This is a genomic window from Aquirufa lenticrescens (assembly GCF_019916085.1).
GTDB lineage: Bacteria > Bacteroidota > Bacteroidia > Cytophagales > Spirosomataceae > Aquirufa > Aquirufa lenticrescens.
Map to the genome: position 1 here is coordinate 2,155,439 of NZ_CP049834.1, position 12,669 is coordinate 2,168,107.

The 12,669-nt window shown below is 41.3% G+C and carries 13 protein-coding genes and 2 tRNA genes; 7 read left to right on the forward strand and 8 right to left on the reverse strand.

Annotated features, from left to right (window positions below; translation table 11 throughout):
• Nucleotides 1-47 precede the first annotated feature (47 nt).
• Nucleotides 48-1,487: an LptF/LptG family permease gene (locus G9X62_RS09630; RefSeq protein WP_223130501.1), complete on the reverse strand. Its 1,440-nt coding sequence runs from the start codon at nucleotides 1,485-1,487 to the stop codon at nucleotides 48-50.
• 1 nt (nucleotide 1,488) lies between these two features.
• Complete coding sequence (locus G9X62_RS09635) at nucleotides 1,489-1,881, reverse strand: START-like domain-containing protein (protein WP_223130502.1); 393 nt, start codon at nucleotides 1,879-1,881, stop codon at nucleotides 1,489-1,491.
• A gap of 146 nt (nucleotides 1,882-2,027) precedes the next feature.
• On the opposite strand from G9X62_RS09635, the gene G9X62_RS09640 reads away from it, so the two are divergent.
• Nucleotides 2,028-2,101, forward strand: a tRNA-Met gene (locus G9X62_RS09640).
• A 33-nt stretch (nucleotides 2,102-2,134) separates the two neighbouring features.
• Nucleotides 2,135-2,593 (forward strand): deoxycytidylate deaminase, encoded by a 459-nt coding sequence (locus tag G9X62_RS09645; protein ID WP_223130503.1) that lies wholly within the window; start codon nucleotides 2,135-2,137, stop codon nucleotides 2,591-2,593.
• Nucleotides 2,594-2,771: 178 nt separating this feature from the next.
• On the opposite strand, the gene G9X62_RS09650 is transcribed toward G9X62_RS09645, so the two are convergent.
• Entirely contained in the window at nucleotides 2,772-3,284 is a 513-nt protein-coding gene (locus tag G9X62_RS09650; protein ID WP_223130504.1) for an FKBP-type peptidyl-prolyl cis-trans isomerase, read from the reverse strand.
• A gap of 98 nt (nucleotides 3,285-3,382) precedes the next feature.
• Here G9X62_RS09650 and holA point away from each other — a divergent pair, with 98 nt between their 5' ends.
• Nucleotides 3,383-4,429, forward strand: a complete 1,047-nt coding sequence (gene holA, locus G9X62_RS09655; protein WP_223130505.1) for a DNA polymerase III subunit delta — start codon at nucleotides 3,383-3,385, stop codon at nucleotides 4,427-4,429.
• Between the two features lie 3 nt (nucleotides 4,430-4,432).
• Here the strand turns inward: holA and G9X62_RS09660 are convergent, their stop codons facing one another.
• Complete coding sequence (locus G9X62_RS09660; RefSeq protein WP_223130506.1) at nucleotides 4,433-5,134, reverse strand: hypothetical protein; 702 nt, start codon at nucleotides 5,132-5,134, stop codon at nucleotides 4,433-4,435.
• A gap of 173 nt (nucleotides 5,135-5,307) precedes the next feature.
• Here G9X62_RS09660 and G9X62_RS09665 point away from each other — a divergent pair.
• Nucleotides 5,308-5,380 (forward strand) — tRNA-Lys (locus G9X62_RS09665).
• 47 nt (nucleotides 5,381-5,427) lie between these two features.
• Here G9X62_RS09665 and G9X62_RS09670 read toward each other — a convergent pair.
• Both G9X62_RS09670 and G9X62_RS09675 read right to left on the reverse strand, forming a co-directional pair.
• Nucleotides 5,428-6,039 (reverse strand): pyridoxamine 5'-phosphate oxidase family protein, encoded by a 612-nt coding sequence (locus G9X62_RS09670; protein WP_223130507.1) that lies wholly within the window; start codon nucleotides 6,037-6,039, stop codon nucleotides 5,428-5,430.
• Nucleotide 6,040: 1 nt separating this feature from the next.
• Nucleotides 6,041-6,760 carry a DUF4197 domain-containing protein gene (locus G9X62_RS09675; RefSeq protein WP_223130508.1) on the reverse strand — a complete coding sequence of 240 codons (720 nt, stop codon included), beginning with the start codon at nucleotides 6,758-6,760 and terminating at the stop codon, nucleotides 6,041-6,043.
• Nucleotides 6,761-6,924: 164 nt separating this feature from the next.
• Between G9X62_RS09675 and G9X62_RS09680 the strand changes: the two genes are divergently transcribed.
• Complete coding sequence (locus G9X62_RS09680; RefSeq protein WP_223130509.1) at nucleotides 6,925-8,295, forward strand: M20/M25/M40 family metallo-hydrolase; 1,371 nt, start codon at nucleotides 6,925-6,927, stop codon at nucleotides 8,293-8,295.
• Nucleotides 8,292-9,104 carry a ThuA domain-containing protein gene (locus G9X62_RS09685; RefSeq protein ID WP_223130510.1) on the forward strand — a complete coding sequence of 271 codons (813 nt, stop codon included), beginning with the start codon at nucleotides 8,292-8,294 and terminating at the stop codon, nucleotides 9,102-9,104. The genes G9X62_RS09680 and G9X62_RS09685 overlap by 4 nt, the downstream gene beginning before the upstream one ends.
• A gap of 2 nt (nucleotides 9,105-9,106) precedes the next feature.
• Here G9X62_RS09685 and G9X62_RS09690 read toward each other — a convergent pair whose 3' ends face one another.
• Nucleotides 9,107-9,370 (reverse strand): hypothetical protein, encoded by a 264-nt coding sequence (locus G9X62_RS09690; RefSeq protein WP_223130511.1) that lies wholly within the window; start codon nucleotides 9,368-9,370, stop codon nucleotides 9,107-9,109.
• Between the two features lie 10 nt (nucleotides 9,371-9,380).
• Complete coding sequence (locus G9X62_RS09695; RefSeq protein WP_223130512.1) at nucleotides 9,381-12,377, reverse strand: hypothetical protein; 2,997 nt, start codon at nucleotides 12,375-12,377, stop codon at nucleotides 9,381-9,383.
• On the opposite strand from G9X62_RS09695, the gene G9X62_RS09700 reads away from it, so the two are divergent.
• Entirely contained in the window at nucleotides 12,376-12,606 is a 231-nt protein-coding gene (locus G9X62_RS09700) for a hypothetical protein (RefSeq protein ID WP_223130513.1), read from the forward strand. The genes G9X62_RS09695 and G9X62_RS09700 overlap by 2 nt on opposite strands.
• The last annotated feature ends 63 nt before the right edge of the window (nucleotides 12,607-12,669 follow it).

The following is a 12,669-nucleotide window of genomic DNA, read 5'->3' on the forward strand; positions in this document are numbered from 1 at the left end:
TATTGAATTTGCAAAAGTACTCTTTTTCTTGCTAATAAACAAATGTTCTAGGCTTCTGTTTTGACACGCCCCAGTTTGCTTTTTAATCTATCCCAAACCACCCGATAGAAGTCCGTTTCGAACAAGCGAGAATCCGCTAAGGCGATCTTTAGGAAGTAGGCTCCAATGAGAGCTAATATGCCATTCGCAAGCCACGCTCCTATCTGGATGATTAAGGCGCCTTCTTTGGCCATCTTATCGCCTTGTTGCGTTAATATATACAATAATATAAAGAAGGAAACTGCGACCACAACCGGCACGCCGAATCCACCCTTCTTAATAATGGCTCCTAGCGGTGCACCAATCAGGAACATCACCAAAATGGCAATGGCATTCGTGAACTTATGGTGCCACTCTAGATTCGTTTTATTTAATTTCGATTCATAATCCTCTAATATGGCCTTATTCGTTTCACCGGAGGTCATCATGTTTTTTGCCTGTTGTGCAGCTAAATCGTAGGGTACAGGGTTTTTAGCTGCCAAACCCTTCGCTAAACGAGGCTTAATCCAATCGGTATTCTGAAAGAATTGCAAGGTTTTCTTCACCGGGGTTACATGGTACAGGAAATTAATGGAAGACGATTTGAAAAATCCTCTTCTTACAATAGAAATCGTATTCGAAAGTGAATCTGCATCATCTGCCAGCTGATTATTGTTGCGCATAATCTCGTGATGGGCGAATTGCTGCTCATCCGTTTTTTGGAGATCAAACACCGCCAGCGACATCACCACCTTACTTTTCTTAAAATCGTGCACCGCTAATTCCGTCGGATTTACTACCGAACCCTGGTCCGCATCTTCCAAGTAATCCTTGCCATTAAACAATTCAAACACTAAATAGCGTTTGTTCATAATGGTATACATCAAAGCAGAATCCGCCAACGTCACGTGGCGATTACCATCATTGTGTGTGTGATCGTAAATAATCAGGTTTTTCAGAGTCTTATTATCCGGGTACTTCTTCCCTACTTTAATGGAATAGCCGGTCAAATCCGTGTAAAAAATGCCTTCCTTTATGTTTAAAGTCGTTTTAGTTGTCTTAATGTCATACAGCAAACTCCAACCTTTGATATTCGCCCACGGCAAAGCCACGTTCATAAACCAAAACATAAATAGGCTTAAAAATACTGCAGAGACTAAAATTGGACGCATAATGCGGAAAATGGAAATCCCTGCACTTTTCAAAGCCGTCAATTCAAAGTTCTCGCCTAGTTTCCCAAAAGTCATTAAAGAAGAAAGCAGTACTGAAAGCGGCATCGCTAATGGAATTGTAATCAACGAGAAGTAGAAAAAGAGCTCCACATAGACAAAAGCCCCTAAATCCTTGCCAAAAAGATCAGCAAAGTAAAATAACACTAAACGCAAAAGGAATATAAAGATGACAACGAGAAGTGTCAAAAAGAACGGTCCAAAAAACGCCTGCAGTACTAATTTATCAATCTTACGCATCCTAACTACCGACGATTTCTTTCAGCTTATCAATTAAATAATCCCACAATTCTTCTGCATCAGCGTCCGTTTTAAAGGTCGATGCGCCATCAATAACCGTTAGATAGGTGGTATTAGAAACTTCACTTACATCCAAGCTTAATTCGATAATGTGCTTTCCAGGTTCAGAATCCCCTTTTATGAAATCGAATTTGACTGATTTATTTGCTTTCCCAGGTAATACCAAGGCCGGATGATTTTCATTATCCCAATAGAAATGCAATTCAGCGCTTCCACGAACAATTACTTTGTCAGCAAACCATTGTTGTAATCCGGATGGACTACTTAAGTAAGGATAAAGCACCTTAGGCGACGCTTTGATCTCATATTCAAAAGTATATGGAGTTTGTGACATAATGTTGTAGATTAAAATACCTGTAAAACTACCTGTGAACAAAGGTATTAACTCTGGGCTAAATCCCAAATCCTGTGCAAAATTAATAAGTATTGTGAAAATATTTGTGTTCTAAGGAGGGAACGCTTACCTTTGCACCATAATTTGGCGGGGTAGCTCAGATGGTTAGAGCGTTGGATTCATAACCCAAAGGTCGGCAGTTCGATTCTGCTCCCCGCTACATAAAATCCCTTTATGGGATTTTTTTATGCCTATGAAAAAGCCCTCGTTTGATGTAATCTTTATGGAACTGGCTCAGAATCTGGCGCTTCGTTCTCATTGCACCCGCGCTCAAGTGGGCTGCGTATTAACTAAAGATACCCGTATTATTTCGATCGGTTACAACGGGCCTCCCGCTGGAACGCACAACTGTGATGATGAATTTGGCGAGGAAGGTTGTCCCCGTGATTCCAAAGGAAGCTGTTCTTTAGCTTTACACGCAGAGCAAAATGCGATTTTATATGCTTCTAAGAATGGTGTATCCGTAGAAGGCTCTACGATTTATGTGACTTTATCCCCTTGCATCTCCTGTGCGCGAATTATTTACAGCATGAAGATTAAGAAAGTGATCTTCTTGAATTCCTATGCGGCCTATAAAGGCTTGGCGTCTGATGAGGGAGTTGACTTTTTGAGGAAGTTCGGGGTTGAGGTGGTTTCATATTCAGAATTATAGCTCGGCTATAATTCTGAATATGAAACGAGAGTAGAGATAATAGAGTATAGAGCATAGATAATACGCAAACGATTAGAATCGGATTATTTCTCTCTACTCTATTATCTATAATCTCTACTCTATCTACTCTCTCTACTCTATTAAAACAAAAGGGGATCGAATTCGATCCCCTTTTGTTTTAATGATGAACTCCCCCATCCCCATGCACGTGGCCGTGGGCAATTTCTTCTGGAGTAGCTTCTCTAATTTTTAAGATCTTTCCTTGGAACATTAAGGTTTTCTCCGCTAATGGGTGATTAAAATCCATAGTGACCGTTTCTCCCTCGATGGAAACGACTAATCCCTGCATACGGTTTCCTTGGTCGTCTGTCATCGGGATGAAGTTTCCGATTTGAAGGATATCGTCAGCGGATTGACCTTCGGCTTGGAAAATGGATTTAGGTAATTGGATGATCGCGTTCGGATCCACGTTACCGTAAGCGTCTTCTGCTGAGATACTGAAATCGAAAGTGTCGCCTTCGTTTAAGCCTAAAAGGTTCTTTTCAAACGCTTCAGGTAAGCCGCTAAGGCCATGAATAAAGACCATCGGTTCTTTTTCATCTACGATTTCTACAACATCTGGTTGTCCATCTTCATCTGGAAATGCAAGTTGATACGAGATGAATACGACGTTATTTTTTGCAATTGGCATGGTTTGAGCTGTTTTTTTGCCTGCAAACCTACGGGAAATACTTGAGATATTTTTCCATCCCTTAGCTTTTGCCTATTTTTGTTTAACTAAATTAACCTATGCAACAGAGCGCTCAAGAAGTTTTAAAGGATATTAAGCAGAAAAAACTGGCTCCTATTTATTTATTGCATGGTGATGAGCCCTATTTGATTGATCAGCTGGTGGATGCTTTTGAAAAGCAGGTGTTGCCGGAGGATCAGCAGAGTTTTAATCAATTTGTCCTTTTTGGCAAAGATCATAGTCTAGGATCTATTATGGCAACGGCGCGTCGGTATCCGATGATGGCGGAGCGTCAAGTGGTGATTGTGAAGGAGGCGGCGTTCATCGAGGCGATGGCGAAAGCGAAGGAAAATGCGAAGGCTAAAGATGATGATTTAAAGGTTTGGGAAGATTATTGCGCGAATCCGACGCCCTCTACCCTACTTGTTTTAACCGTTAAATCCTTGCTTTCTGATAAATCAAAGGTGTTTTCTGCGCTGGTGAAGCACGGTGTGATTGTCACATCGAAGAAAGTGTCGGAAGATAAATTAGGAGCTTGGTTAGTGGATTATTTGGGTCAAAAAGGGATCAAAATTCAGCCTTCTACGGTCGAATTGATGGTTTCGTATGTGGGTGCGGATTTGTCTAGAATGGCGCACGAGGCAGATAAATTAGCCGTGAATGTGCCTGCTGGCGCTGAAGTAGGTTCTGCAGAGGTGGAGAAATACATCGGTATTAGCCGGGAATACAATTATTTTGAGTTCCAAAAAGCGATCATCCAGCGCAATACCGAAAAAGCACAGAAAATTGCCTTCCACTTTGCAGAAAACGCGAAGCAGAATCCTGCCGCACCCATGCTTGTCTTATTGTTTAATTTCTTTTCTAAGGTATTGCAGGTCCACGATGTGGGAAATGTCTCTGACGGGGAGATTGCGAAGCTGATTGGAGTGAACCCTTATTTTGTGCGTGATTATACGACAGCGGCGCGAAATTACCCTTTAGCGAAGGTCGTTCGTATTATTGAGGCTGTGAAGAACGCTGATTTAAAAGTAAAAGGGGTTATCGGCAGTGCGGAGACAGACCGCGAAATCATTTTGGACTTAAGTTTCCAAATTTTGCACCTCTAGATTCTAGTTAATAGGCAAGAAATCATCTTCTTTCACGTATCCTTGCTGACTTTCAATCAGGCTATACACCCAAATATCACGGGTAAACCAATAATTAATCCGATTTCCCTTCTTTAAAAGACGCTCTACCGGTGCGGCAGATGACGGAAAGTCGCGCATGTAGGACTTGTCTTTGGTAATAATTCCATAATTTAAAAAACCCGGAAAGTTCGCAAAAAGCCCAATAAAAGCGATATAAAGGATTAAATAGGTGAATTGACTAGTGCGGATCACTTTCTTTTGAAAGACGGAATAGGTCAAAATTCCAGCCCCATACAAGGCTATCAATAAGAGAAAGCCCAGCAAGAATGGGAAGAATTTAAAGTAAAGCCAATAAATCTGATCCCAAAGGCTCATTTTAAAGCCGTTCAGCCCCTGCTTCTCTCCTATTTCCTCCAAACGCTTCGATATTTCCGGCCGCGCATTCGTCGCCTGTATACTCGATAAATAGTATAATTCCTTCAACCAATCGTTTTTTGCTTTTGCGATATAGGCTAGTTTTAATTTAATATTTTCGGAATCGCGCGGTTTGGTCTTTAAATGGGACACGTAAATTTTCTCTGCACGCAAAAGTCTATTCGCCTTAAACAAAGAATCTGCTAATGCGAGTTGATTTCTATCTATTTGGGAATAAGCTCTTTGGCCAAAACCAAAAGAAAAAATCACAAGAAATATAATTTTATTTAGAGAAAGGGCTTGCATTATTTAAAAAAGGGTGCTAGTTTTGCACCGCAATAAGGGGAAAAAGTTACTCTTTTGCAAACGAAGGTCAACCAGTGGTTGAACTTCCTTTCGGTTCCAGAGTGGACCATTTTTATATACCAAGCCTCGGCTTGAATGATTCCGTAGCTCAGTTGGTAGAGCAATACACTTTTAATGTATGGGTCCTGGGTTCGAATCCCAGCGGGATCACTTCTAATTGAAAAGCCTCAGAGAAATCTGAGGCTTTTTTTTGTGCCTTAAGGTATCATCCACTGAAAACTCCCCTCTTCATAATCGAAGAAAGCCCTTCGATGTCCTGCATGGTTCAGCCACAGCCAATCGAAGGATTGAACGTGAATGGACACAATGCCAAAGTTTTCGTAACCCACTTCACTTTCAGCTAATGTAAAGTTCTCTTGTTCGATGTCTTCTGAAAGTCCGCTTGTCGATGAATCGACCAAATTGGAAGGGCTATAGAGCGTTAAATAACATTTTCTGCTGGAAAGAGAGGTGGTTTGCCAGGCTTTGGCCGTCAAATCATCTGTATGATGTAATACCGCTTTCCCTTTTACGCGTAATTGAATGCGTTCTTCGGAATCATAAAAGAGGGCACTTATGGATGGATTAATCAATAATTCATTCCATTTAGGACTTCTGATATCCGTATGGAAACGCAATTCTCTTTCTTCTGGCAAAGTCTTACGTAAAACAACGGTTCGCAAACTCACTTCGCCATTACCTAAAGTGGCCACGCAAGGCGTATGAAAGGGTGTTCTGCTTTTCTTGGCACCCGTGACTAAACGCGACCAGCAGTCTTGTTCTAAATCAGTTAAACTATAATCGATGTAATTGATTCTATTATTTTCCATCCTATTTCTCAAACACTCTCTTCAGCAACTCAGTCGTCCGTGCCATCGGATTCGCACGGATATCCTTCTCTTGTTTTGCTATTTCGCTGTAGATTCCCTCCATCGCCTTCTCTGTAACGTATGCACCTAGATCAGGGTTGATTTTCTTATTACTGAATGGAATGGCATTGTAGGCTGTGATGGCTCTTTCCCAGTATTTGGTGGCGTTTACTTTGTCTAAGGATGTTTTTATGATGGGATTAAAACTGGATTTCAATTCTGAAGCGGTTTTTGAGCGCAAAAAAGATGTAGCTGCTGTTTCGTCGCCTCGTAAAATAGTCAGCCCATCCGTAATGGTTATTTGTTTGATAGCGTTCACAAAGATGGGTGCAGCGGTCGCTGAAGCATCTTCTGCCGCGCGGTTCATACTAAGGATGAAATCGTCCGCGAATTGGTTTAAGCCCACACTTCTGAGAGTGCTTTCGACTTTAGCGGCTTCTGGTGGCATGAGGATTTTAAGGGCAGCATTTTTGAAGAATCCATCCGGTTTAGCCAGGTTTGCGCAGCCTTTTTCGGCACCTACCCGCAAGGCTTCTTTTAGGCCGTTGGCGATATCATCGGAACTTAAGCCTGTTTTTTGTGCACCTGAAGCGATTTCGGTGGCTTTTTTGAGTATCCCTTGGAAGGATTGGGCTTTGGCATTTATAGAACAAAGGAATAAGAGTATTAGTAGTTTTTTCATATTTATTGAGATTATAGATAAGAGAGCATAGAGAGGAGATAATGGTGAATGGTGAATGGTAAATTTTCCCTTTGGACTTCAGACTCATTCCCTCCGGACTATCGACTAGCGACTAAATTTACCTAATAATTACTATCTTTAAACACACTTTTTATAAACTGTCTATGAATTTCCGTTTCCTACCCTTATTACTCCTTCCCCTATTTTCTAACGCCCAGGCAAACACAGACTCCCTCTTCATCAAGAAGATGTCTGACGAGATCATGACGAACGGAAAGGCCTATGACTTATTGTATGAATTGACCAAAAAGATTGGTGGGCGATTAGCCGGTTCTCCGCAGGCACAGAATGCGGTGATTTGGGGGAAGAAAAGTTTAGAGGCGATGGGTCCAGATAAAGTGTTCTTGCAGCCGTGCAAGACGCCTAATTGGAAACGCGGTGGGAATGATTTTGTGGCGATTACGGGGGTGAATGGTGAGGCGAGAATGCAACCATTGGCGGCTTTGGCCTTAGGGAATTCCCTTGGTTCGAATGGATTAATCGAGGCAGAAGTGGTCGCAGTGGCTAGTTTCGAAGAATTAGAGAAGCGCAAGGAAGAGGTGAAAGGCAAGATTGTTTATTTCCACAGTGTTTTTGATCCGACGAAGATTCAGACGTTTAAAGCGTATGGTGAAAGTGGCGCTTTTCGCCGTTCTGGTGCGAGTAAAGCCGCGAAATATGGTGCAGTGGCGGTGTTAATTCATTCACTGAGTACGGCGCCGGATAATGAGCCGCATACCGGTGTGATGGTGTATGATGAAGCATATCCGAAGATTCCAGCGGTGGCTTTAGGTCCGAATGATGCGAAGATGCTATATTCTTTGGCCAAAAAAGGAACCATCAAAGCCCAAGTACAAACCTACGGTTTCTTCCTTCCAGATGCGGATGACAACAACGTAATTGCAGAAATCAGCGGATCTGAATTCCCAGACCAATACATCACGCTAGGTGGTCACTTAGACAGCTGGGACGTGAATGAGGGCGCACACGATGATGGCGCCGGCATCGTCCAAACGATGGAAGTGTTGCGCGTCATGAAAGCGTTAAACTACAAACCAAAGCGTAGCATCCGTTTTGTCCTATTCGCAAATGAAGAAAATGCCGCGCGCGGTGGCAAGGAATATGCGAACCAAGCTAAAATTAACAAGGAGAACCACATTTTTGTCATCGAAAGTGATGAGGGTGGCTTCACTCCTCGTTCCATCGGAATTACGGCCCCTCCTGCTCAATTCGCCAGATTTCAAACCTGGACTCCCCTATTAAAGCCTTATGGTTCTGAGATTACTTTTGGCGGTGGCGGTACGGACATTGCCCCGATGGCCGGCATCAATAAAGAATCCATCTTAGCTGGACTTATCCCAGACAGCCAACGCTATTTCGATTTACACCATGCAAAGACGGACGTGTTCGAAAACGTAAACAAAAGAGAATTACATTTAGGCGCCGTGAACATGGCAGCCATCATCTATTTAATTGATCAATACGGCGTAAAATGAGATTAACTACATTATTTCTGCTTTTTGCTTTTGCATATTTCGCATCATTCGCGCAAAAGACTTCTTATTCGGTTCTTGTGTACACGAAAAATGGCCCTGGCTACGTGCACGATAATATTCCCTCTGCGGTAGCAGCGGTTCAGAAGTTAGGCTCTGAAAATCACTTTCAAGTGGATGTTTCGGCTGATCCAGTGGTGTTTGAAGAAAAGAATTTGGCCAAATACAAAGTCATCATCTTCACCTCCACTAACAACGACGTCTTCGACACGGACGCTCAGCGCGTCGCTTTCCGCCGCTACATCGAAGCCGGTGGCGGATTCGTGGGCGTGCACTCGGTAACGGGCACAGAACGCAAATGGAGCTGGTTCAAATCGATGGTAGGTGAATCGTTCTCCTGGCACGCGAAATTCCAACCCTTCTCGGTCATCAACATCGCTCCTTCCCACCCATCTCTACAAGGTGTCCCTTTGAAATGGACGAAGGAAGACGAATGCTATTTTGGCTTTGAACTCTACCCAGGCATCCAAACATTAATGATGCACGACGTGACTACCTTAGACCCGTCTCAAAAAGAACTCATCACAAAACACAAAGGCGTCTATGGGGACTATTTCCCAGCGGTCTGGACCCAACACTTCCAAGGCGGCCACATCTGGGTCACCACCCTAGGCCACGCGAAAGAAAACTACCAAGAACCGACCTACTTGAATCATTTGTTGCAAGGGATTAATTACATCGCTGGGCAGGTTCGCAAAATCGATTACTCGAAGGCTTTCTCGACGGGTAAGGATGATGGGTTGAGGTTTTAAACCTATTTCTTTTTAGGTGCCGGATTTGAAATAGCTGAATCTAATCGAGCGGTCTTCTTGATGTCATTCTGCAAACTGTCGATCGATTTAATAATGAACTTCACCTGTGCGTGAGGTAAATTACTCTCGTCTACCATTTTCTTAACGTTCTCTAAATTACGCCAATGGTAGTTCAATTGAGGCTCAGTAAATCGCACGGCGATGTATTTTTCTGCGGCGAAAGACATTAAAGCCAGAGTTGCGAGGATGGCGAGTTTTTTTTTCATATTGTTAATTTTAATATTGATAATCTATAAAAATATTATACCGAGGCAATCCAAAATTGCCGAAATTTACATCGTTAAAAAATAATAGATTCCCTGAAAGACCAAATAAATTTTTTGATATCCTTTCGTTATTAATTGTAACTGAAATATGATTATTAGATATAGGAATATGTGATAAAGGTAATATAATAGATTCCGATCCTACTGAATAAACATTAGGATTTGTACCGATTAAATCATCTCCTTTTTGTGACCCTCCAGCGATCCCAAACTCTTCTGTAAAAAAATTAAAGTTCCCTGATAAGACAGAATTTCCTCCAATTTTTATATCTCCCCCTGCAGGTAAATTCAAAACACCATCTGTTCCAAATGTCCATATTTGAGTAGATGAACTAGTGGTCCCTGTTAATATAGAAAACCCATTTTCTGTCGCCCTCGTATCAAATCCAAAGTTAACTGTTCCTGAGATAGAGCCTGAAGTGATGGTGCCATCCGGGAAAACTAGTGCTCCATCTTTGGTAAAATCCCATTCGTTAAAAGTTATGGAATTATTTGATGTACTATTTGTCTCAATCAAAAATGAAGTATTGTCAGAGGCAATAAAACCAGTTGTACCCTCACCTTCTGGAGCTCCAAATTTCGAACCATCTGGAAATTCTAATTTGCCGTCTACTCCAAATGTCCAATAAAATGCACTCATATTGGGACTATCTGAAATTCCCACTTGAAATCTTTTATTTTCTGTCGTAATTCCAAATCGATAAGTGTCATTTTCAATGTAATCTCCACCAGGAAATATCATATTCCCATCTAAACTAAATGTCCATGTTTTAGGATTTGCAGGATCATCACCATTTATGATTTTAAATCCATCATTATTCCCACCTGTTAATTCAAAATAAGTTGAACCTGAATAATTCCCAGCTAATGTTGTTCCATCAGGAAAAGTTAACATACCTTCAGAATCATATGTCCAACTGTTGAAAATTTCACTTTCTAAATTAGTTTCTGTGGTTATCAATACTTTTCCTCTATTTTCATCTCCAGAAATTCGTACACTTGCAACTTTATTTACATTCTCAGTTAATTCACCGCTACTTAAGAAAATACCGCTATTACTTAAAATCGTAAAAGTTGAAATATCTTCCTCAAGTTCAAATTTACCCATTACACTTCCATCTGGAAAAGATAACACTCCTTGAGAATCAAATTGCCAAAAGTTTTCCTGCTCATCTGAATCTAAGTCTCGAGTCCTCATAATTATAGTACCTTGGTTGCCCTGTTGGATAATACCAATTCCAGCATTTATAGTTATTTCATCTTCAAAAGTCTGGCTACTTTGTAAAATAATACTTGTAGGGCTATTTATTTCAAAAGCTGAAAAATCTTCATTTAGAGTATATTTGCCCAATGTAGTCCTATCAGGAAAGACAAGTTTTCCATCATCTTTGAATGTCCAATAATGATCTTCCTCTTCTGAAGTCGTTTTTAATTCGATGTATCCGCCATTTTTTGATCTAATACTAAATATATCTTTTAATTCGGCCTCTTGATCGCTTATATAGGGGAAAATTCTGGAACCGTCGGAAAATCGTAATTTCCCGTCAGCGGTGTATTTCAGTTCGTGTTCTCTAGGATCAGATTCCCCGTATTCAAAATTTTCAAAGTCAACGGTACTTGTTTTAATTGAAAAATCTGTATCGGGCTTTAATTGAAAAACGGTTTCCGATGCATTACCACTTCTAACTTCAGTTCCATTTGGGAGAATTAATTTATTAGACCAAATATCAAACTCCCATCCATTTGTATCTTCAGATGTCGTTTTCCCAATACTTACGAAAAGGTCGTTATAGATATTTAATCCATTATATTGACTTAATGGAATTGGCAATCCTTCCATATACGAATTATTGGAACCTGTAAGGTTTATGCGATTCGCTGTTAGTCCACCCTCTATGGCTTGATCTCTATGAAAAAGATTGGATTGATCTACCCTGGCATAAGCTGCTTCTGCAGTGCTTACATCTAGTTTATTATCTAAGGCTGTTTGAGTCGCCGTACTAACGGGTTTATCTACATCCGCTGTATTATCCACGTTACCCAATCCCACTTTTGACTTGTCAATTCCTGTAGCCAATTTAGCATTTGTAACTGCTAAATCTGCTAGATGTCTGGTTAATATTCCTCCATCTTGTACTCCTCCAGAATTTACGAGGCCGTCCACATAGGTCTTCACTGCTTTTTGAGTCGGGAATAAAATATCACTTGTTTCATTAGCTCCTAAATCTGTTGCTATGGATTTGTTTGCTACATTTTCTTTTGTTGCAACAGTAGTAGAAAATGTCTCCGTTGAAACTTTCGTGTCTAATGCTTCCTGAGTCGCTGTACTAATTGGTTTTGCTAGGTCAGTAGTATTCGCTACCTCTGAAAGACCTACCATTAATTTTGTAATACCAGAAACGGTTCCAGTAAATGTGGGTGATTCTAAGGGAGCTTTTAATGCTAGATCTGTCGCATTTGCCTTAAGTTCTAGGTCAGTTACATTTGCTTTTGTAGCAACCGTGGTTGAAAAGGTAGCCGTAGACACTTTGGTATCTAGCGCTTCTTGAGTCGCCGTACTAATTGGTTTTGCTAAGTCAGCAGTATTTGCTACTTCTGAAAGCCCTACCATCGATTTAGTGATACCAGATATAGTTCCGGTAAATGTTGGGGACTCTAAAGGTGCTTTTAGAGCGACATCTGTCACATTTGCTTTCGTAGCCAAAGTCGTAGAAAATGTTGCTGATGAAACCTTCGTTTCTAATGCCACCTGCGTCGCCGTACTAATCGGCTTCGCTAAATCGCTCGTATTATTAATTTGATCCACTCCTATAGCCGTTTTCAAAGCTGAGATAGAAGCTACACCTGTTCCTCCTTTGGAAGCAGATAACACGCCATCTACGTTATCTGCGTTAACTCCATTTGCGTAATAGGCAAATGGTACGGATTGTAAACGGGTGGTTCCCATGGCTACAAAGCTAGTTCCTCCAGCGGGATCCATTTCGACTTTTAAGAATTTAGGGTTGATTTTCCAATTGATGTCCGTGAAGTTTCCCGTTTTTGAGATTTGGGTTCCATCGCCGATTACGACGGAAAATATGCCTTGGGCGTTAGTGGTGACCTCTTTAGATTCCACGTATTCCACCGTTCCTGTTTCAGAGCCTTGGATGACAGAGAAGCGGAGGCTGATTTTCTGAGTGGCTAAAACTACACCTGAGGAGTTTCTGCCAACGCCTTGGAAGTTGATGCCATTGTTTTGG